This window comes from Pectobacterium parmentieri (assembly GCF_001742145.1).
Lineage (GTDB): Bacteria > Pseudomonadota > Gammaproteobacteria > Enterobacterales > Enterobacteriaceae > Pectobacterium > Pectobacterium parmentieri.
Window position 1 is genome coordinate 4,592,690 of sequence record NZ_CP015749.1, and the last position, 21,091, is coordinate 4,613,780.

At 53.0% G+C, this 21,091-nt stretch carries 15 protein-coding genes; 8 read left to right on the plus strand and 7 right to left on the minus strand.

The genetic code is table 11. The annotated features are described in order from the left end of the window. Nucleotides 1-77: 77 nt before the first annotated feature. The gene (gene glpD, locus A8F97_RS20855; RefSeq protein WP_014701734.1) at nt 78-1,580 is read right to left on the minus strand and encodes a glycerol-3-phosphate dehydrogenase; all 1,503 of its coding nucleotides are present in this window, start codon (nt 1,578-1,580) and stop codon (nt 78-80) included. 319 nt (nt 1,581-1,899) lie between these two features. Between glpD and glpE the strand changes: the two genes are divergently transcribed. Further along, nucleotides 1,900-2,223, plus strand: coding sequence for a thiosulfate sulfurtransferase GlpE (gene glpE, locus A8F97_RS20860; protein WP_014701733.1), 324 nt, complete (start codon nt 1,900-1,902; stop codon nt 2,221-2,223). A gap of 42 nt (nt 2,224-2,265) precedes the next feature. On the opposite strand, the gene A8F97_RS20865 is transcribed toward glpE, so the two are convergent. The 4 genes from A8F97_RS20865 to rbsK all read right to left on the minus strand — a co-directional run bounded on the left by A8F97_RS20865 (nt 2,266) and on the right by rbsK (nt 6,313). Then, entirely contained in the window at nt 2,266-3,564 is a 1,299-nt protein-coding gene (locus A8F97_RS20865) for an MFS transporter (RefSeq protein WP_014701732.1), read from the minus strand. A 1-nt stretch (nt 3,565) separates the two neighbouring features. Then, nucleotides 3,566-4,048, minus strand: coding sequence for a NanQ anomerase/TabA/YiaL family protein (locus A8F97_RS20870; protein ID WP_014701731.1), 483 nt, complete (start codon nt 4,046-4,048; stop codon nt 3,566-3,568). 85 nt (nt 4,049-4,133) lie between these two features. Then, entirely contained in the window at nt 4,134-5,057 is a 924-nt protein-coding gene (locus tag A8F97_RS20875; RefSeq protein WP_014701730.1) for a dihydrodipicolinate synthase family protein, read from the minus strand. A gap of 44 nt (nt 5,058-5,101) precedes the next feature. Then, nucleotides 5,102-6,313 carry a ribokinase gene (gene rbsK, locus A8F97_RS20880; protein WP_014701729.1) on the minus strand — a complete coding sequence of 404 codons (1,212 nt, stop codon included), beginning with the start codon at nt 6,311-6,313 and terminating at the stop codon, nt 5,102-5,104. 204 nt (nt 6,314-6,517) lie between these two features. On the opposite strand from rbsK, the gene glpG reads away from it, so the two are divergent. From glpG to malQ, 4 genes are read left to right on the plus strand one after another with little or no spacing between them, the layout of a single operon-like run. Then, the gene (glpG, locus tag A8F97_RS20885) at nt 6,518-7,351 is read left to right on the plus strand and encodes a rhomboid family intramembrane serine protease GlpG (protein ID WP_033072239.1); all 834 of its coding nucleotides are present in this window, start codon (nt 6,518-6,520) and stop codon (nt 7,349-7,351) included. 24 nt (nt 7,352-7,375) lie between these two features. Then, nucleotides 7,376-8,134: a DeoR/GlpR family transcriptional regulator gene (locus A8F97_RS20890; protein ID WP_005969330.1), complete on the plus strand. Its 759-nt coding sequence runs from the start codon at nt 7,376-7,378 to the stop codon at nt 8,132-8,134. Between the two features lie 42 nt (nt 8,135-8,176). Further along, the gene (gene malP / locus A8F97_RS20895; RefSeq protein WP_082218656.1) at nt 8,177-10,699 is read left to right on the plus strand and encodes a maltodextrin phosphorylase; all 2,523 of its coding nucleotides are present in this window, start codon (nt 8,177-8,179) and stop codon (nt 10,697-10,699) included. Nucleotides 10,700-10,711: 12 nt separating this feature from the next. Then, the gene (gene malQ, locus A8F97_RS20900; protein ID WP_014701726.1) at nt 10,712-12,796 is read left to right on the plus strand and encodes a 4-alpha-glucanotransferase; all 2,085 of its coding nucleotides are present in this window, start codon (nt 10,712-10,714) and stop codon (nt 12,794-12,796) included. A gap of 70 nt (nt 12,797-12,866) precedes the next feature. Here malQ and nfuA read toward each other — a convergent pair whose 3' ends face one another. Further along, a complete protein-coding gene (gene nfuA / locus A8F97_RS20905) occupies nt 12,867-13,442 on the minus strand; it encodes a Fe-S biogenesis protein NfuA (protein WP_005969334.1) in 576 nt (191 codons plus the stop codon). Nucleotides 13,443-13,502: 60 nt separating this feature from the next. Continuing rightward, nucleotides 13,503-14,204, minus strand: a complete 702-nt coding sequence (gntX, locus tag A8F97_RS20910) for a DNA utilization protein GntX (protein ID WP_033072238.1) — start codon at nt 14,202-14,204, stop codon at nt 13,503-13,505. Nucleotides 14,205-14,250: 46 nt separating this feature from the next. Here gntX and bioH point away from each other — a divergent pair, with 46 nt between their 5' ends. The 3 genes from bioH (at nt 14,251) to A8F97_RS20930 (ending at nt 21,081) form a co-directional block, all read left to right on the plus strand. Beyond that, nucleotides 14,251-15,018 (plus strand): pimeloyl-ACP methyl ester esterase BioH, encoded by a 768-nt coding sequence (gene bioH / locus A8F97_RS20915; protein ID WP_033072237.1) that lies wholly within the window; start codon nt 14,251-14,253, stop codon nt 15,016-15,018. Between the two features lie 377 nt (nt 15,019-15,395). Continuing rightward, complete coding sequence (gene acrD, locus A8F97_RS20920; RefSeq protein ID WP_033072236.1) at nt 15,396-18,506, plus strand: multidrug efflux RND transporter permease AcrD; 3,111 nt, start codon at nt 15,396-15,398, stop codon at nt 18,504-18,506. Between the two features lie 829 nt (nt 18,507-19,335). Then, a complete protein-coding gene (locus A8F97_RS20930) occupies nt 19,336-21,081 on the plus strand; it encodes an alkaline phosphatase (RefSeq protein ID WP_033072235.1) in 1,746 nt (581 codons plus the stop codon). Nucleotides 21,082-21,091: the final 10 nt, after the last annotated feature.

Consider the following 21,091-nt stretch of genomic DNA (forward strand, 5'->3'; position numbering starts at 1 on the left):
GATATGAAAAAAGCGCCGTAGGCAACAACCTACGGCGCTTTTTTATTGCAGTAAAAGGCGTTTGCAGTGACCGCGTATTAACCCGCTTTTGCCATCTGCTGTTGGCGGTGGCTGGCTAACCAGTCGCTGATGCGCTGTTTCTGTGCGTCATCAAAGCGCATGCCCAGTTTGGTGCGGCGCCAGATGACGTCGTCCAGCGTGACAGCCCATTCTTTCTCGATCAGATAGCGCAGTTCCACTTCATACAGGTCATGACCGAAATCTTCACCCATATCGCTGAGGCTTTTCACGTTTGCCAGAATGAGTTCGCTGTTTGAACCATAGGTACGGCTGTAACGGCGCGTTAGTGATTCAGGCAGATTGAAACGGCGACGCAGCGCAGCAGCGTAGTCATCACGTGTGCCAGCGATATCACCACCCGGCAGTACCGCACCTTTTGTCCAGGCTTTGCCTGCCTGCGGATAGTATTTGTGCAACTTGTCCAGCGCGTGCTCTGCTAGCTTACGGTATGTCGTCAGCTTGCCGCCAAACACGGAAAGCAACGGAGCCTGACCGTTGTCATCATCCACTGACAGGGTGTAATCACGCGTAATCGCCTGTGGAGAATCAGATTCGTCATCACACAGCGGACGCACGCCGGAATATGTCCAGACGATATCGTCACGCGTGAGTTGCTGTTTGAAGTGGTCGTTATACACATCCAGCAGATAACCGACTTCGTTGTCATCGATCTTCACATCGTGCGGATTACCTTTGTATTCCACGTCAGTGGTGCCGATGATCGAATAATCGTCCTGCCACGGGATCACGAACACAATACGGTGATCTTTGTTTTGCAGGATATACGCTTGCGGCTGGTTGTGGACTTTTGGCACCACGATGTGGCTGCCTTTGATCAAACGGATGCCGTAAGGCGATTTCAGTTGCAGGCCGTCATCAAAGAATTCCTTCACCCACGGGCCGGTTGCGTTTACTAAACCTTTGGCGCGCCAGGTAAAGGTTTCGCCGGTCAGTGAATCAACGGCATCCACAATCCACACGCCTTGTTCACGGCGAGCGCGGGTAACTTTGGTACGGGTACGGACTTCTCCACCACGTTTTGTCACTTCCTGCGCGTTTAACACCACCAGACGCGCATCGTCCACCCAGCAGTCCGAATATTCAAAGCCTTGCTTCAGTTCAGGTTTAAGAACCGAATCTGCGCCGAATTTCAGTCCCTTACTGGCAGGCAGGCTAACGCGTTTGCCAATGTTGTCATACATGAACAGGCCGATACGAATCATCCAGGCCGGACGCAGGTGTGGCTGATGGGGCAAACGAAAGCGCATCGGGAAAATAATGTGCGGTGCCATTTTCAGCAGCGTTTCACGCTCAGACAGCGCTTCGCTGACCAAACGAAACTCATAGTGCTCAAGGTAACGCAGGCCACCGTGAATCAGCTTGGAGCTGGCGGAGGACGTGGCACAGGCGAGATCCTGCGCTTCCAACAACAGGACTGATAAACCCCGCCCAGCCGCATCTGCGGCGATGCCTGCACCGTTAATTCCGCCGCCGATAACGATGAGATCTTTGGTTTCCACGTTTCTTCCTCCACCTTCGAATAAATCAAAATGTTCGTTTTCGAGCATTATGATAATCGAAAACAAACAAATCAGCCAATGGTTAACCAAATAAAAACATTTATGCGTGATGAAGCTAACAATATGATGATAATTGTCACATTAAAATAAGGGTTATTGGGCTGGATGGGGGCTGTATTGTCGTCACTCTCACGTTAGTGACGTACTGTTTTTCTTAATAACCTTATAATCATATAGGTTTTATGCTGCCAAAGGCAGGTTACAATGACGCCAGTTGTTACTAACATCCTGTCTATTATTAACAAGGTTGTCACTTTCGATGGAACAATTTGAAGCTATTAGTATTGAGCAAGCCTATTCCCGCTGGCAGGAAGGGGGCGTTGTCGTTGATATTCGCGATCCACAGAGTTTTGCCGTTGCCCATGTTCCCGGTGCAACACATTTGACGAACGAGAGCCTGTCTGACTTTGTGCGCGACGCTGACTTCGACGCGCCAGTCATGGTGATTTGCTACCATGGCATTAGCAGCCGCAATGCCGCACAGTACCTGATTAGCTTGGGGTTTGATTCGGTGTACAGCATCGATGGTGGCTTTGAGGCCTGGCAACACCGTTACCCGCAGGATGTGTTACCACCAGTGTGACAGTGGAAACCTGCTGCGTTTGAAGGCGCAGCAGGTGAGCCATTATTGTTCAGCCGGTAACGGCTTTTTGACAAATACGCCGTAGCTGATAGCACCTAGCATAAGTAAACTGGCACCGAAGATAAACACGTTGGTAAACGCGCCCGTCATATCCAGAATGATACCTGTGACGATGGGGGCACTGGCCGCGCCGAGGAAACCGCCGAAGTTCTGGATGGCACCAAGGGAGGCAACCTGTGCTTTCGGGGCGATATCGGTTGCGAGTGTCCAGATCACGCCAGAAGGCATCTGAGAAAAGAAATATCCCAGGGAAAGCAGCGCGATACATAATGTTGTATCAGTGACGAACGGCACGGGAGCTACGCAACATGCAGCGAGAGCGGCACCGCATACAATGGGGATCTTGCGCGCGGTAATGGTGTTGGTGCCGCGACGAATCAGACGGTCCGAAATTATCCCACCACACAGCACGCCCAAAATGCCGGCCATGAACGGAATAGAGGCGACCCAACCTGTTTTCATCAAGCTGAATCCAAGAGAACGTTCCAGATAGCTGGGTAACCAGGTGAGATAGACCCAAATGGTAAACATGATGGAGAAATTGCCCAGAATCATGAACCAGGTCGTCTTGTGCTTGAACAGAGAGCCCCAGCTTGCTTTTGGCGCGTCTGGTTTTTGCGTTTCCGTGGCTTCGACAGGGCCATGGATTTCAACTTCTTCCTGTGGCGTCGGGTTACGATAGAGCTTCATCCAGACCAGCAGGAGCGGAATACCAGCCAGACCAATAGCGATAAACATGCCACGCCAGCCCATAGTTAACAGCAGGATGGTCAAAATCGGTGGCGCAATGGCATTGGCGATTTGCGAACCTGTGTTGATGATGGCGGTGGGTAGGCCGCGTTCATTGCTTGGGAACCAACGGTGGGTGATTTTAATCCCGGAGGTGAAGAACGGGGATTCAGACACCCCGAGTAACATACGCAGGCCATAGAACATGGCGTAGCCATTGACGAACCCGGCTAGAATAGTGAACCCAGACCAGAGGCCGAGAGCCCAGGAGAACATTTTTTTCGGACCAAATTTATCGACCAGCCAGCCAGCAGGCAGGTTAGCGATGGCATAAGGCCATAAGAATGCGGAGAGCAGGAGTCCCATCTGTGTGGAACTGAAACCAAACTCTTTTGAAATGGTGGTGTTGGCGATACTGAGATTGGCGCGGTCAAGATAATTCACCACGGCAGCAATCAGTAATATGAAAATAATATTCCAACGCAGACGAGATATTTTCTGCGAAGGTTGCGTTACAGCAGCAGGTGTAGATGAGGCAGTTGTCTGTTTCATTTTATTTATTTTCCGTAAACAGGCTGAGGTGAATCTTGATTACCGCTTTGCGGATAAAAGATTCGCCGTGCGTTTGACAACAAGGGCGATGTAAATCTTCGGGGAAAAATACGGCAAACATGCCGGGTAGCAGATGAATAAAGGATTCGTTTTGCGTGTCGGTGTAAAATACGATATCGTTTTGTGCCGCTTTATTTTCGATAACCGTATGCTCTTTGGCTCCACGCGCCACGCCAATACTCTCTTCTCCAGAAATGAGATATTGAATATCAACAAAATTAAAGTGTGATTCCGCACGCATTTGTGCAGCAGGCACCGTAGAGGTTTCTTGCAGCAGGCAAAACATTTTGCCTGGGATAATATCGTATTTCCCTGGTGTTAATCTGGCGAAATCAGTTTGATTAATATAATCAATCCCTTTTTGGATAATAGGGTGCAGGGCATGCTTTTCCTGCGCCCAATCGCGCTGATCGCAAATAATCATGATGAAATATTCCCCTGTGAATGCGGTTTTTTATATAGGGTAACGAGAAGAACTATTTATTCTCGTTACCCGTAGACGCTTATTGTTATCGTGTAATTTTTTTCTGGTAGTGCGCTGTTCCGTGTCGAATTTGATCGAGGATGACGGTTAATCCCCAATATTTCTCCAGTACGTCATCTTTATTGACGCGACACTGAATGCTGGTAAAGGTGCCGAGGCGCTGATGGTAAACCTTGGCATTTTTCGGGTAGCCCAAGGTTTCGGTCACGGCAGCCAGCGACAGGAAGTCAGCGAGTTCTTCTGCCAGTTCGGGGTTTTCTTGATGATGGTGATATAACCAGACATAGAGTTCAGGATGGAAATTGGTGAACACACCGCTAAAGCCGCGTGAGCCCGCTTTCATCGCGGGGAACGCGATAGCGGCATTGGCGTTAATGATATTGAGCGGCGTTCCCTGTACTAAACCCACACGGCGGGTGACGGTAGCCAGGTCACAACTGACGTCTTTTAGCACCACAAAACGGCCTGTATTGGCGCAATAGGTCAGCTCTTCATCACTCAATAGCCGACGATAAGGCGCTGGGCATTCATAGAGGCCAAGTGGCAGTGTCTTTGGCAGGGCGTCCAAGAGATGATTCAGATTGGCAAAAAAAGTATCGCTGCCCGCTTTCTGTGGATCGAGGTGGTTAGTGACAAGTACCAGTGCGTCGATGCCGGTTTCCGCCATTGCAGAAAGCTCTTCAACCTGTGCGTTGAGATCGTCGCTGATATGGCCGGAAGCAATCACCGGTATACGGCCTTGCACGTGTTCCACCACAAAGCGCGCTACGGCCACACGTTCTTCTAACGAGAGAAACTGCATTTCGCTAGATTGACACACGGCGAACAGCGCATCGACGTTTTTGTCTATGTACCAGTCAATGAGCTTCGCCAGACCGGGATAATCGACGTCGTTCTGTTCGGTGAACGGGGTCAGCATGACCGGGACGATACCATCAATTGTTTTCATTTCTTTATTCTCCAAAAAACAGCGGTTGCGGGCGATTTTCCGCGTTAGCGTTGCGATAAACGTGCAATAACTTGTTGATGTTCAGGCATGTTAGAGGCCCCTTCACGTTCAACGGCGAGGGAGGCAAAGGCAGAGGCGTAAGTGGCGGCCTGCACCAGGCTCTGCCCGTTAGCGAGCGCGGCGGCAAACGCGCCGTTGAATGCATCCCCTGCGCCGGTAGTATCGACACCGAGTGCCGGAAAGGCAGGAATATGCTGGAATTGTTTGCCGTCCAATAACAGTGCACCGCGGGAGCCCATGGTGATAATCACGCGTTTGGCTCCCAGAGCAGCGATTTTCAGCGCTGCTTCTTTGGCATCGTCAACATCGTGAATATCAATGCCGGATAGAAGCGAGGCTTCCGTCTCGTTGGGCGTGATGACGTCGAGATAATCCAGATAGGGCAGGATCTCGCTAGAGTAAGGTGCGGGGTTAAGAATCACTTTCTTGCCCAGCGTATGGGCCAGCTTGATCGCGTTCAGCGTTGCGGAAAAGTTATTCTCTAACTGCACCAGCAGTACGTCTGAGGTAGTGAGTTCTGACGCGATGGCGGCGACTTCGTCATCGGTAATGGTTTGGTTAGCACCGGGGTGAATGGCGATCATGTTTTCGCCGTTTTGCTGCGAGACGTAAATGATCGCGTTACCTGTGGGTTCGCTATCTGACTGGTACAGCTTGAACGAGTGAATGTCTGATGCCGTAAAATGATCGTAGGCAAATTGGCTAAATTGGTCGGTACCCACTTTAGCGATGAAATAGACCTGTGCACCTGCCCGACTGGCAGCCATGGCCTGGTTAGCGCCTTTACCCCCAGGGCCGATCGCGCTGCCCTGAGCCATGATGGATTCACCGCCCTTGGGAAAACGCATCACCTTGGCGACGATATCAACATTGAACGATCCTAAAATACACACCTTGCCGTTCATCGAATTTCCTTTCTGTTTGCTGGTTTGATGTCTGTTCTGTTTTTCTAACCGCTTCAGCAGTACTTCGAAATTCTCGCCAGACGGGGCGATTAATTCGGACTGTAGAAGACGTCGCACGATGATGGCTCCGCCGTAGCAGCGCTGAATCAGGTGCAACCGTGCCAGTTCATTCAAATCACTGCGGATAGTTTCTTTGCTAACGGCAAAGGCCGTTGCCAGATAATCGACGCTGGCGCGTTCATGTTTGGCCAGATAGGCCAGAATCTGATTACGTCTTTCTTCTAGAAACATGCTTACCTCAGTTGTTGGTTATGAGCCTAAAGGAGAGTCTGCGGCTAAAAAGTGACTACTGTCATAGGATGATCGGTGAAACGGAAGTAAACGGAAGTTAGCAGAATGTTATCGGTTAAGAAGGGTGTTTTTACTTTTTCCCCCCCAGCCTGCGAAGCAATATGATATTTTTAGGTAAATCTATTCGCTAACGGATACACAACAATGCCAATCCGCGTTATTGCTCTCTCCAACCCGCGTCTGGCTCAGGCATTTGTCGATTACATGCGTACTCAGCAGGTTCATCTGGACATGCGACCTCAAGGACATGAAGCTGAGCTGTGGCTAAAAGATGAAACTCAACTGAGCAAGGTTCAGGAGGCGCTGGAGATTTTTCTGCGCGACCCGACCAATCCGCGCTATCTGGCGGCCAGTTGGCAAACGGGATCGATGGACACCGGTATTCAATACCAACGTTATCCTTTCCTGCAAACGCTGCAACAAAAGGCAGGGCCGCTGACGTTATCCGTGATGGTCGTGACGATTGCGGTGTTCGTTCTGATGCAGATTTCAGGCTATGAGAGCGTGATGACGTGGCTAGCATTCCCGGCAGAAGGGCAGCAGGTACAACTGTGGCGCTGGTTCAGTCATGCTTTGTTGCACTTTTCCCTGCTGCATATTTTGTTCAATCTGATGTGGTGGTGGTATCTGGGAGGGCCGGTTGAAAAAGTGTTGGGGACCGGCAAGCTGCTGGTCATCACGCTGGTTTCCGCGCTGGTCAGCGGCTGGGCGCAGTCCTGGTTTAGCGGCACCTATTTTGGTGGCCTGTCTGGCGTCGTCTATGCCCTGATGGGTTACGTCTGGCTGCGAGGGGAAAGAGAGCCAGACGGTTATTTGGCTATGCCGCGCAGCCTGATGGTCTTCGCGTTACTGTGGCTGGTTGCCGGATATTTCGATATTTTAGGCATGTCGATCGCGAATGCGGCACATGTGGCAGGGCTGATTGTCGGGCTATTGATGGCCTTTTGGGACACGTATAATAAAACAAACCCCCGGTAAATCGGGGCGTCTTAGGGGATAAATGTGAAGCAGACACAACGGCATGACGCCATTATTGAACTGGTGCGTCGGCAGGGGTATGTCAGTACTGAAGAACTGGTGGATCATTTTGCAGTGAGCCCGCAAACCATCCGTCGCGATTTGAACGATCTGGCTGAGCAAAATAAAATCCATCGCCACCACGGCGGCGCGGCATTGCCATCCAGCTCGGTGAACACGGCTTATCACGATCGTAAAATGATGTGGTCGGATGAAAAGGCACGTATTGCCCGTCGGGTGGCGAGCCAGATTCCAGACGGTGCGACCTTGTTTATCGATATCGGCACCACGCCTGAGGCGGTGGCCTATGCGTTGATGCAGCATAAGGATCTGCGCGTGGTCACCAATAATCTGAACGTGGCAACGCTGCTAACGGCAAAAGAGGATTTTCGCCTGATTTTGGCTGGTGGCGAAGTTCGCACCCGCGATGGCGGTATTATGGGGGAGGCGACGCTGGATTTTATCTCTCAGTTCCGTCTGGATTTTGGCATTTTGGGCATCAGCGGTATTGACATGGATGGGTCATTACTGGAGTTTGATTACCATGAAGTGCGCACAAAACGGGCGATTATTGAAAATTCTCGCTGTGTGATGCTGGTGACGGATCATTCCAAGTTTGGTCGTAATGCGATGGTGAATTTGGGCAACATGGATTTGATCGACTATCTTTTTACCGATCAGTCACCCCCACCCAGCGTACTGAAAATTATTGAACAACATAAGGTACAGTTGGAGTTGTGTTGAGCCCGATGTGCCTTTTCCATGATGGACAAAGGAGGAGGCACGATGTCAGATTCTTCAAGAAAGTCAGGTTCTGCAAAAGTACCAGGATCGTCAAAACGTTCAGCGGCTGCAAAAAAGCCAGATGCTTTAACGCAGCCCGTTTCCTCCGCTCATCCTGCTATCGCCTTTGATGCCTCAGAATTTACCGCCGCGCTGCGCCGCCAACAGCGGCTCGGTGGCGTTGCTTCCCTGAAGGCGATGACATTGGTGCAGTGCTGGCGTGCCGTCAGCCTTGCGCTCGCGGAACAACTGTTGATGCATCCCACCGCGCCAACCCCTTCCACGGTTAATACGCTTCAGCGCCATGTGAACTACCTGTCGATGGAGTTTCTGCCCGGTCGGTTGACGGGTAACAACCTGCTGAATCTGGGATGGTATGACGCCGTAGCCGACGTACTGGCAGAGCAAGGTCTTAGCCTGAGCGATGTGCTGGAGCAGGAAACCGATCCGGGCTTAGGCAACGGTGGATTAGGCCGACTGGCATCCTGCTTTCTGGATTCGATGGCAACGGTGGGGCAGCCTGCAACGGGCTACGGCCTCAACTACCAGTATGGCCTGTTCCGTCAGCATTTTGCACAAGAGCAGCAGCAGGAAACGGCCGATGACTGGCAGCGTGATACCTATCCGTGGCTTTTACCGCGTGCTGAACTGGCGGTAGAGGTTGGGTTTGGCGGGCGTTTGCAACCCCAGACCGATGGTCGCCTGCGCTGGCTGCCGGATACGGTTTTTAGAGGCGAAGCCTGTGACCTGCCGGTGATTGGTTATCAAAACGGAGCCGCGCAGCCGCTACGTTTGTGGCGTGCGACGCATTGCGATCCGTTTGATTTAACCTTATTCAATAAAGGTCACTATTTGCGCGCGGCGCAGGCGGGTATTTCCGCCGCCAGCCTGACCAGCGTGCTGTACCCGAATGATAATCATGCGGCGGGCAAGCGCCTGCGTCTGATGCAGCAGTATTTCCACTGTGCTTGTTCGGTGGCTGACATTTTACGCCGCCATCTTAGCGCGGGACGTGCGCTGTCTGCGCTGCCGGATTATGAAGTCATCCAGCTTAATGATACTCACCCGACGCTGGCGATCCCTGAGTTGATGCGCCTGCTGCTCGATGAACACCAGCTACCCTGGGACGACGCCTGGTCGATAACCGGACGTACCTTTGCTTACACCAATCATACGCTGATGCCGGAAGCGCTTGAGCGCTGGGACGAACGGCTGTTTGGCCGTTTGCTGCCTCGTCATCTGTCGATTGTCCGGCAAATTGATGCGCAGTTTAAGGTGCAGGTCGAGCAAGAATGGCCTGGCGATCGGCAGATGTGGGCGAAGCTTGCTATCCGCCACCAGCGCCAGATCCGTATGGCAAACCTGTGCGTAGTGAGCTGCTTTGCCGTCAATGGCGTGGCGGCATTGCATTCGGCACTGGTGGTGAAAGATCTGTTCCCCGAATACCATCAACTGTGGCCGACCAAATTCCACAATGTTACCAACGGCATAACGCCGCGCCGCTGGCTGAAGCAATGTAACCCGGCGCTGTCTGCATTGATTGATGACACGCTAAATACGCCATGGGTGAATGATTTACCCGCGCTGCAAGGGCTGGAGCCCTACGCTGACGATGCTGGCTTTCGTGAGCGTTATCGACAAATCAAGGCCGATAATAAAACGCAACTGGCGAGCTATCTCTGTCAACAGTATGACATTGTGGTCGATCCACTGGCGTTGTTTGACGTACAAATTAAGCGATTGCATGAATACAAACGTCAGCATTTGAATCTACTTCATATTCTCGCGCTATATCGTCAATTGCGTGACAATCCGCATCTGGATATAGTGCCGCACGTCTTTTTGTTCGGTGCCAAAGCGGCACCGGGTTATGTCTTAGCAAAAAATATCATTTATGCCATTAATCGGGTCGCTACGGTCATTAATCAGGATCGCCGCGTTAGCGATCGCCTAAAGGTCATCTTCCCGGCGGACTACCGTGTCTCGCTGGCTGAGCGGATGATCCCTGCTGCTGATGTCTCTGAGCAGATTTCGACGGCAGGTAAAGAGGCGTCTGGCACTGGCAATATGAAGCTGGCGCTGAATGGCGCGTTGACCGTTGGCACGTTAGATGGGGCAAATGTAGAAATGGCGCAGCAGGTCGGCGAGGACAATCTGTTCATTTTCGGTCATACCGTAGAACAGGTAAAAGCCCTACAGACTCAGGGCTATGCGCCGTCTGACTACCTTGCTACAACGCCTTTGCTACGTGAAATACTGAATGAGTTAGCGAGTGGTGCATTCAGCCGGGGGGATAAAAATGCGTTTGCCCCACTGCTGGATAGCCTGCTGAAGCTGGGCGATCCCTATATGTTAATGGCCGATTTTGCACCATATTGTGAGGTGCAGCAGCGTGTTGATGCGCTTTATCGTGAGCCGGATGAATGGACGCGCCGCTGTGTGTTGAATACCGCCAGAATGGGGATGTTTAGTTCGGACAGGGCAATTCATGATTACCAGACGCGTATTTGGCAAGCGCATCATTAGGAAAAGGAGAGGATGTTCAAGGTGGATAAACTGGCAAGCCAGCAGACCGGCATCGCGGAAAGCTATACCGATGCCTATGGCAAAAAGCACATTGTTGCGGCCGCAGTCAGAAACCGGATTCAGGCAATGATGGACGTTTCTGATAGCGGTAATGCGCCCCTGCCGCCTGTTCGTGTCTTCTTGCAAGGCCGAGAGGCGGTCATCGAGCTTGCTGGTCACGGTGAATTCTTCTGGACGCTGATGTATGAAAACGGCGGTCAAATTCAAGGGCAGATAACCGGTGGTTCAACGCTGGCTTTGCCGGGCGTGCTGCCGCTGGGCTACCACTACCTGACGTTGACGCAGGCCGACCAGCGCTGGAGCTGCCGGATTATTGTTGCACCGCATCGCTGCTATGAACCCGAAGCTTTACAGCAGGGAAAACGCTGGTGGGGCGTGACCGTACAGCTTTACACCTTGCGTTCGCAGAACAATTGGGGCGTAGGGGATTTTGGCGATCTGCGCCAACTGGTAGAACAGATTGCCCGACGCGGTGGCGCCTTTGTGGGGCTGAACCCACTGCATTCGCTGTACCCGGCGTTGGCAGAGGCGGCGAGCCCTTACAGTCCGTCGTCCCGCCACTGGCTGAACATTATTTATATCGATGTGAATCGGATTGATGATTTCCAACAGAGCGGGGAAGCGCAGGCGTGGTGGCACCGTGAGGAGACGCAAAGTGCGATCGCAGCGTTGCGGGCGGGGCGCTGGGTTGATTATGAGCCGGTGACGCAGCTTAAGTTAGCTGCTCTGCGGCTGGCGTTTCGCTATTTTACGACCCGTAGCGCGCTGGACCCGCGCATTAGTGCATTTCGTCAGTTTGTCGTCAGCGGCGGGCAGAGCCTGCAACTTCAGGCGACGTTTGATGCGTTGCAGACCTACCTGAAAAAACAGGGCGAGAATTATGCGGACTGGCATCAATGGCCTGCCAGTTATCATGATGTACACAGTGAGACCGTAAAAGCCTTTCGCCGTGAAAACAGCGATGAGATTACGTTCTACAGTTGGCTGCAATGGGTGGCGCATGAGCAATTAGCAGACTGCTACGCGCATAGTAAACAGCTTGGTTTACCGTTAGGTTTATATCGCGATTTGGCCGTCGGGGTCGCACGGGGCGGCGCAGAAACCTGGGACGAACGACAGCTATATTGTCTCGATGCTTCTATCGGCGCACCGCCCGATCCGCTCGGGCCACAGGGACAAAACTGGCAACTTGCGCCGATGAACCCCACCATGATGCAGCTTCGGGGTTATCAACCTTTTATCGACGTGCTGCGCAGCAACATGGCGCACTGCGGCGCGTTGCGTATCGATCATGTAATGGCGCTCTTGCGCCTGTGGTGGATACCGAAGGCGGAGCCAGCGGGCAACGGGGCCTACGTGCATTATCCGGTCGACGATCTGCTGGCGGTGCTGGCGCTGGAAAGCCAGCGTCATCGCTGCCTGATTATCGGTGAGGATTTAGGCACGGTGCCGCCGGAAATTGTCAGCAAACTGCATGATTACGGTATCTATTCTTACAAGGTGCTGTTCTTTGAAAAGGATGCAGAGGACCACTTTCGCCCGCCCGAGGATTACCCGCGTCAGGCGATGGCAACCATTACCACTCACGACCTTCCGACGCTGCGCGGCTACTGGCAAACCGTGGATTTATCGCTTGGGCGCGAGTTAGGGTTGTATCCTGTAGAGGCGTTGTTGCAAGAGCAGATGCTACAGCGTGAAAAAGCGAAACAGGGGTTGCTCAACGCATTACACCATTACGGGCTGCTGCCACAGCGTGTTGGCCGTAACTCGGCGCTGACGACAATGGGCGCACCGCTGAGCCGTGGCGTTCACCGCTATGTCGCCGATAGCGCCAGCGCACTGGTCGGGTTTCAACTGGAAGACTGGTTGGATATGGCCACGCCGGTGAATGTACCGGGCACCAACCGCGAATACCCTAACTGGCGACGCAAGCTGACGCGTCCGCTGGAATCGATCTTCGCTGACCGCTGCCTTGAACGACTGGTTCGGGATGTGGATTTGCGCCGCGGTGCGCCGATGAAAACACAAAAAGCCTAACAACAGAACGAACACTTTTCCTCCCCTGCGTCGGGGAGGAAAAGCAAAGACAAATCAGCAGGTGAGAGGATTAATAGTAAGAGTGCTCGCCACGCTGGTGTTCGGTGAGATCTCTCACGCCTTTCAGCTCTGGGAAGGTTTGCAGCAGCTCTTTCTCAATCCCTTCTTTCAGCGTGACGTCAACCATAGAACAGCCGTTACAGCCGCCGCCAAATTGCAGGATCGCCAGACCGTCATCGGTAATTTCCATCAGCGTCACGCGGCCGCCGTGGCCAGCTAGCTGTGGGTTGATCTGCGATTGCAGCACATACTCAACGCGTTCCATCAGCGGAGCGCTGTCGTCCACTTTACGCATTTTCGCGTTTGGCGCTTTCAGCGTGAGCTGAGAACCTAACTGGTCAGTCACGAAGTCAATGTCAGCGTCTTCCAGATAAGGGGCGCTAAGCTCGTCCACGTAAGCGGAAATTTTTTCAAACTTCAGTACGGTATCGCTGGCTTCTACGGCATCCGGCGGGCAATAAGAGACGCCGCATTCGGCGTTTGGCGTACCTGGATTGATAACAAATACGCGAATCTGTGTGCCTTCTTCCTGTTTTGCCAACAGTTTCAGGAAATGCTCCTGAGCAGCATCGGTAATACGGATCATAATAGTAAGCTCGATAGTTGACTGCACCTATCGGTTATAATACGCCCATCCTCCCCCTGACTACAAGGTTCGGCACAAACACCAGACCTGAACGCCTGCCGCGCCCTGAGCGAGTAATAGCCTGCTAATTTCAGCGGCGGTACTGCCTGTCGTGACCACATCGTCGAGTAAAACCACCTGCTGCCCGGACAGCGAGACATCACAGGAAAATGCGCCTCTCAGGTTTTTTCGCCGTGCGCTGGCGCTGAGCGTTTGCTGCAACGGCGTGCGTCGGGTGCGCTGTAACTCACGCGGATCGTAAGCGCAGTCTAGCCAGTGAGCGAGAGGGCGAGCGAGCAGTTCGGTCTGGTTGAAGCCACGATGCCACTGGCGGTTCCGGTGCAGGGGAACGGTGAACAGACGATCGGGGCGGGACAGCGGCACCTGCCCGGTGAGCTTTCGTTCACGATAGACCCTCTGCCAATGTAGTAACAACTGCCGCGCCAGTACCGCTGCCAGCTCGGTTTTACCGTTAAACTTGAAATGCTTAAGCAGCGTATTGATCGGCGGTGTGTAGTCGCTGATAAAGGTCATCGATTGCCAAGGTGGTGGATTTTGCAGGCAGCGCCCGCACTGATGCGTTGTGTCGCCTGCGGGCAAGCCACAACGCGGACAGCAGGTAGGCAAACGGGGCAAGTGGCGCTGACAGTACGAACAAATCCCCTGCTGGCTGCGATGAAGTGGCAATAAGCATAGCCAACAGCGTGCTGTGATGGTTAACATATTCTTTCCCTAAATACGGTTTTTCCCTGAAAAAGGAAGATAACTGATGGCAGCGTTGTATTGGCAGACCGAAGGCGCAGGAAATACGGATCTTGTGTTGCTGCACGGATGGGGATTGAATGCGCAGGTATGGCAGAACATGGTCGTGCGACTCGCTCCGCATTTTCGCCTGCATCTGGTCGATCTGCCGGGCTATGGCAGAAGCCAAGGATTCGGGCCGATGTCCCTGAATGACATGGCGGACAGCGTGCTGGCGCAGGCACCGGACTGCGTTGTCTGGCTGGGGTGGTCGCTCGGTGGACTGGTTGCCAGCCAAATTGCGCTAAGCGCCCCTGCTCGGGTGGACAAGCTGATTACCGTGGCGTCATCGCCCTGTTTCAGCGCACAGGGTCGCTGGCCGGGCATCAAGCCAGACGTATTGCAGGGCTTTCAACAGCAGCTCAGCGAAGATTTCCAGCGCACGGTCGAGCGGTTTCTGGCGCTGCAAACGCTGGGAACGGAGAGCGCACGGCAGGATGCCCGATTGCTAAAAAGCGTGGTGTTGGAACAGCCGATGCCGTCAGTCGAGGTATTGAACGGTGGGCTGGAAATTCTGCGGGAAGCCGATTTACGCCAGCCGTTAGCCGACGTGACTGTGCCGTTTCTGCGGCTCTATGGTGCGTTAGATGGGCTGGTGCCGCGCAAAGTTGCTGGACTGCTGGAGGAACAATGGCCGAACTCCACGTCGGTGGTGATGCCAAAGGCCGCGCATGCGCCGTTTATCTCGCACCCGGATGCCTTTTCCGAACAGATAATCGCGTTCGCTCAGGCGTAACCGACGATAATTTACATTTTCTCCTCAATTTCTCCACGATTTAACCGATGCTGGCAGTTAAGGTTATTCGGCACGCTGTATGCATAATTTCGGTCGTTTCAAGATCGAGATACCGGGGGCGACCACGGTGTGAGGCATCCCTACGGGAACCTCATCACCGTGTTTCCCCTTATAAAATGCAAACGCATTTTAAATGCCACTTGTGGCAGCCCGTCAGGGCGAGCACAGGAACTGGGCGAGTAAATCCATGCTGAAGTGATCAGCATTACCTTGTATGCAGGGTTTTCTCTGGGTTGAATGAACCAGATTCTGTTCGATTATAAGTAGGCTGCTCATGAAGCAGCCACATCAAAATATGGCTGAGGAGTGTAGAAGCGATGGCGAATTTTTTTGTCGACCGTCCTATTTTTGCGTGGGTGCTGGCTATCCTTCTCAGCCTGTGCGGTATGTTGGCGATCAAGTCATTACCGTTGGAACAATATCCCGATCTGGCGCCGCCCAGTGTAAGGATCACGGCGAGTTACCCCGGTGCGTCGGCACAGACGCTGGAAAATACCGTGACACAGGTTATCGAGCAGAGCATGACCGGGCTGGATAACCTGATGTACATGTCTTCGGACAGCAGTAACACCGGGCAGGCGCGAATCATGCTGACCTTTGAAGCTGGCACTGACCCCGATGAAGCCCGCCAGCAGGTGCAAAACCAACTGCAATCTGCTACCCGCAAGCTGCCGCAGGACGTGCAGCAGCAGGGTGTCACCGTGAGTAAAACGGGTGATACCAATATCCTGATGGTCGCGTTTGTCTCTACCGATGGCAGCATGGATAAACAGGATATCTCTGATTATGTCGCGACAAATATTCAGGAGCCGATCAGCCGCATCAGTGGGGTGGGCGAGGTTGATTCCTATGGCTCGCAGTATGCGATGCGCATCTGGCTGGATCCGGCCAAGCTGATGGATTACGCACTGACGACCAGTGACGTGGTGCGGGCGATCGAATCGCAGAACAGTCAGGTCTCGGTGGGGCAAGTCGGCGGTGTACCGTCGGTGGATAATCAGGCGCTCAACGCGACGATCAACGCGCAATCTTTGTTACAGACGCCGCAGCAGTTTCGCGATATTACGCTGCGGGTCAACCAAGACGGTTCTGCCGTGACGCTGGCCAATGTTGCGGAAGTGGAACTGGGTTCTGAACGCTACGATTTTCTCAGTCGTTTTAACGGTCAGGCTGCCTCCGGTCTGGGCGTAAAATTGGCGTCTGGCGCAAATGAGCTGGAAACCGATAAACGCGTCAGAGAACGTATCGAGGAGCTATCGCAATACTTCCCGCACGGGCTGGAAGCCAAAATCGCCTTCGAGACATCCCCTTTCGTTAAAGCCTCTATCACCGATGTGGTGAAAACCCTGTTTGAAGCGGTACTGCTGGTCTTTTTGGTGATGTACCTGTTCTTACAGAATTTCCGCGCCACGCTTATTCCCACGATTGCCGTGCCGGTGGTGTTGCTCGGCACGTTTGCCGTGCTGTATGCCTTCGGCTTTAGCCTGAACACGTTAACGATGTTTGCGATGGTGCTGGCGATTGGCCTGTTGGTGGACGATGCCATCGTGGTGGTGGAAAACGTGGAGCGGGTGATGAGCGAAGAGGGGCTTTCGCCACGCGACGCGACGCGAAAATCGATGGGACAGGTACAGGGGGCGTTGGTTGGGATTGCGCTGGTGCTGTCTGCCGTGTTTGTGCCGATGGCCTTCTTTGGCGGTACTACGGGGGCGATTTACCGCCAGTTCTCTGTCACGATTGTGACGTCAATGATTTTGTCGGTGCTGGTGGCGATGATTCTGACGCCCGCGCTGTGTGCGACGCTACTCAAGCCGCTCGCCAAAGGCCAACACCCCGGTCGTAAAGGCTTCTTCGGCTGGTTTAACCGGAGCTTTACCCGCACGTCGCTGGGCTATGAGCGTGGCGTTGGCAAGATACTGGTCAACAGCGGGCGCTGGCTGCTGCTTTATATGGGCATCATCGGGATTATGGCCTTCCTATTTTTCCGGCTGCCAACTTCGTTTTTGCCGCAGGAAGATCGGGGCGTGTTCACGACACAAGTGCAGCTTCCACCGGGTTCCACGCAACAACAGACCCTACAGGTGGTCAACAAGATCGAGCAGTATTATCTCACGCAGGAAAAGGACACGGTGACGTCCGTATTTTCCACCATTGGCTCAGGGCCGGGTGGTAACGGGCAGAACGTGGCGCGGCTGTTTGTGCGTCTTAAAGACTGGAAGGAGCGTACCACGCCGGAGAGCAGTTCGTTTGCTGTGATCGAACGCGCGACCAAAGAATTTCGCGCTATCAAGGAAGCGCGAGTATTCGCCAGTAGCCCGCCATCGATTAACGGTTTGGGCAGCGCTGCGGGTTTCGCTATGCGGTTACAGGATCGCGCTGGATTAGGGCACGATGCGTTGATGGCAGCGCGAGATCAATTGCTGAATATGGCTGACAGCAACCGCGAACTGACGCGCGTGCGCCACAACGGGTTGGATGACAGCGCACAGTTGCGGATTCATATCGACCAGCGCAAAGCACAGGCGCTGGGGGTCTCGGTGGATGATATTAACAGCACGCTGAAAACGGGCTGGGGCTCGACCTATGTGAATGACTTCCTTGACCGTGGTCGGGTGAAGAAAGTCTACGTTCAGGCGGCAGCGAAGTTCCGCATGCTGCCGGACGATATCAGCAAATGGTATGTACGCAGCAACCGCGGCGGCATGGTGCCGTTCAGCGCGTTTGCACAAACCGTCTGGGAAACTGGCTCGCCGCGCCTTGAGCGTTACAACGGCTATTCGTCGCTGGAAATTGTCGGCGAAGCGACACCGGGTGTCAGCACGGGTACGGCAATGACGATCATGGAGTCGCTGGTGGCGAAGCTGCCGGAAGGTTTTGGGTTAGAGTGGACGGGGATGTCCTTGCAGGAACGGTTGAGCGGGGCGCAGGCTCCGGCGCTGTATGCGATTTCGCTGCTGGTGGTGTTTCTGTGTCTGGCTGCGCTGTATGAAAGCTGGACAGTGCCGTTCTCCGTCATGCTGGTGGTGCCGATGGGCGTGCTCGGGGCGCTGGTGGCGACCTGGGCGCGCGGTTTGGAAAACGATGTCTATTTTCAGGTTGGGCTACTGACGGTGGTCGGGCTATCGGCGAAGAACGCCATTCTGATTGTGGAATTTGCCAACGAGATGAACCAGAAAGGGAAGGATCTGGTTGAGGCCACGCTGGAGGCTTCCCGTCAGCGGCTGCGGCCAATTTTGATGACCTCACTGGCGTTTATCTTCGGCGTCCTGCCGATGGCGACTAGCAGCGGTGCAGGCTCAGCCAGCCAGCATGCGGTGGGAACGGGCGTGATCGGCGGCATGTTAGCCGCGACCTTCCTCGCCATCTTCTTCGTGCCGCTGTTCTTTGTCGTGGTGCGTCGTCGCTTCCCGCTGAAGGAGAAAGGATGATAATGCCACGATTTTTGTTACCACAAGAGTATGGAGTAATGCGTTCGCATTACTCCTGCTGTTCAATCCTGAGAATGTTACCGTCATCAATGATGGTGATTCTGGAATATATTTAAACGATAAGGGAATATATGAGAGTTAATAATAAAATCGTTTTTTTTTTACTTCCATAGCGATAATAGTATGTGTTTTTTTTAAATTATTGACGATTGATAGTCTTTCTTACAAAAGAGACAATTGGTTTTATGATCGTTTCTTTTCAATGGAAGTGATAAGGGAGGTCCCCCTTATCTCCCAGAACTACGTTATAACTTACTCAGCCCATGATGGTAACAAACCTGAGACGAATACCCTGTTTTTTACGGGAGCGAGCGATCGGTCTGAGCTCGAAAACTACTTAATAGTTAAGCGGTTTGTGCCTGAAGTTATCGATGCTAATACGGTCCGTTGGCATTCGCCAGATTATAGTGAATATGATGTTTACCTGAGTGTTTACCCTGATAAAGAAGAAATTATTATGGCGGCTATCAGTCTTGATTAGGGACATTGAATATATATCCGTAATAATTAACGCTGCATGTGCGGTGGTTTTCCCGATTACCATCGTGGTGGGTGTGATTGGTGCAGTTCGTGTGGATACGACCAGTGGAAACCGAAACATGCACGTATGTGAAACTTATTCGCTGTGCTCATCCAGCGAGCTAACGCCTGTACACCGTCACCACGCCTCTGTAGCGGTTTTATTACAAATTTTGTATTTTAGTCATCAAACTGTAAAAAAAAGTAACTACGTTATGTCCTGCTAAACTACGCAACCAAGGACATAACAATGAAAGCTCGCTGGTTACTGCCTTTACTGATTTCTGCTGCGCTGCCAGGAATGGTGCAGGCTCAGGCCATTTATCCCATTGACCGCGCCACCATGCTGGCGGGCGGGAAATTCGATTTTAAAGTCGAGTTTGATGAAGTGCTGAAACCGGAAGATATCCGGATTCTGATCAACGGCAAAGATTACCAGCAGGCGCTGGGTAAAACGGCCTCATTTGTTGAACGTGAAGATGGCGGCAATGCTTCCACGATCTGGCTGCGAGACGTGAACCTGCCTGAAGCAGGCAAGTATGTGGTAGAAGCGGAAGCCAAAGGCAAGAAAACGCAGGTGAACTGGGACGTTTATTCGGCCTCCGGCCCGCGTAAAGCCAAGAACGTGATTCTGTTCATCGGCGATGGCCTGTCTGTCGCACACCGTACCGGCGCGCGTATCCTGTCCAAAGGCGTGACGGAAGGGAAAGCAGACGGTCGTCTGGCGATTGATGACCTGCAATATATGGCGTTTGGCGGTACTTCCAGTACTGACTCTATCGCGGCCGACAGCGCCAACACCATGAGTGCTTACATGACTGGCCACAAATCCGGTGTGAATGCGCTGGGTGTGTACGTCAGCCGTAGCAAAAATTCACTGGATCACCCAAAGCAGGAAACGCTGGGTGAACTGCTGACCCGTTCTACCAAAATGTCTGTTGGTGTCGTCAGCGATGCTGAACTTCAGGATGCGACGCCTGCCGCTGTCGTTTCGCACACTCGCCGCCGCGCGGATAAAGCCGAAATTGTCGAGATGTTCTACAACGTGCAGCCTACGGTCATGTTGGGCGGTGGTTCTGCCTACTTCCTGCCGAAAAGCACGCCGGGTTCAAAGCGTAAAGACGAAACCAACTACGTTGAGAAATTCCAGCAGGCGGGTTACTCACTGGTTACCGATGCGGATTCTCTGAAGAAAAACGCTGCACAGGCCACCAAGCTGCTGGGGCTGTTCCACACCGGTAATATGGACGGCGTGATGGATCGTCGTTTCCTGAAAAACGACGTAGCCAAGAAATTCCCCAACCAGCCTGATCTGACCGAAATGACGCAGGCGGCGCTGGATGTGCTGTCCAAAAATAAAGACGGCTTCTTCCTGATGGTGGAATCCGCGCTGATCGACAAAGCCTCTCACCCGCTGGATTGGGAACGTGCGTTTACGAACACCATCATGCTGGATCAGTCTGTCGCGATCGCCAAGAAGTTCGTGGAGAAGAACCCAGACACGATGATCATCGTCACGGGTGACCATACGCACGGTCTGTCTATCATCGGTACGGTAGATGACAGCAAGCCAGGCACCGAGATGCGCGAGAAAGTCGGCGTGTATGAAGATGCGGGCTATCCGAATTACAAGGATACCAACAAGGACGGTTACCCGGATGATTTGAACGTCTCCAAACGTCTGGCTGTGTTCTTCAACAACTACCCAGACTATTACGAAACGTTCCGTCCGAAGCTGGATGGTCAGTTCGTTCCTGCTATCAAGAACGAAAAAGATGAGTACATTGCCAACAAAGCCTACGAGAAAGTGCCGGGTGCGGTATTCCGTGAAGGGATCCTGCCACGCTCTTCCGATACCGGTGTTCATGCCGTTGACGATATGGTGATTCAGGCGAGCGGCCCAGGTGCAGAACGTATCCGTGGCTACATGGAAAACACCGATCTGTTCCGCGTGATTGTCGATGCACTGGCGGTAAAACCGCAAGACAAGAAGTAATCCTACGACG

What these genes read in the sequence shown, in the direction of transcription:
- glpE (WP_014701733.1), top strand. Translation starts at nt 1,900, where the DNA reads ATGGAACAATTTGAAGCTATTAGTATTGAGCAAGCCTATTCCCGCTGG.
- A8F97_RS20865 (WP_014701732.1), bottom strand. Translation starts at nt 3,564, where the DNA reads ATGAAACAGACAACTGCCTCATCTACACCTGCTGCTGTAACGCAACCT.
- A8F97_RS20870 (WP_014701731.1), bottom strand. Translation starts at nt 4,048, where the DNA reads ATGATTATTTGCGATCAGCGCGATTGGGCGCAGGAAAAGCATGCCCTG.
- A8F97_RS20875 (WP_014701730.1), bottom strand. Translation starts at nt 5,057, where the DNA reads ATGAAAACAATTGATGGTATCGTCCCGGTCATGCTGACCCCGTTCACC.
- rbsK (WP_014701729.1), bottom strand. Translation starts at nt 6,313, where the DNA reads ATGTTTCTAGAAGAAAGACGTAATCAGATTCTGGCCTATCTGGCCAAA.
- glpG (WP_033072239.1), top strand. Translation starts at nt 6,518, where the DNA reads ATGCCAATCCGCGTTATTGCTCTCTCCAACCCGCGTCTGGCTCAGGCA.
- malP (WP_082218656.1), top strand. Translation starts at nt 8,177, where the DNA reads ATGTCAGATTCTTCAAGAAAGTCAGGTTCTGCAAAAGTACCAGGATCG.
- malQ (WP_014701726.1), top strand. Translation starts at nt 10,712, where the DNA reads ATGTTCAAGGTGGATAAACTGGCAAGCCAGCAGACCGGCATCGCGGAA.
- nfuA (WP_005969334.1), bottom strand. Translation starts at nt 13,442, where the DNA reads ATGATCCGTATTACCGATGCTGCTCAGGAGCATTTCCTGAAACTGTTG.
- gntX (WP_033072238.1), bottom strand. Translation starts at nt 14,204, where the DNA reads ATGTTAACCATCACAGCACGCTGTTGGCTATGCTTATTGCCACTTCAT.
- bioH (WP_033072237.1), top strand. Translation starts at nt 14,251, where the DNA reads ATGGCAGCGTTGTATTGGCAGACCGAAGGCGCAGGAAATACGGATCTT.
- acrD (WP_033072236.1), top strand. Translation starts at nt 15,396, where the DNA reads ATGGCGAATTTTTTTGTCGACCGTCCTATTTTTGCGTGGGTGCTGGCT.
- A8F97_RS20930 (WP_033072235.1), top strand. Translation starts at nt 19,336, where the DNA reads ATGAAAGCTCGCTGGTTACTGCCTTTACTGATTTCTGCTGCGCTGCCA.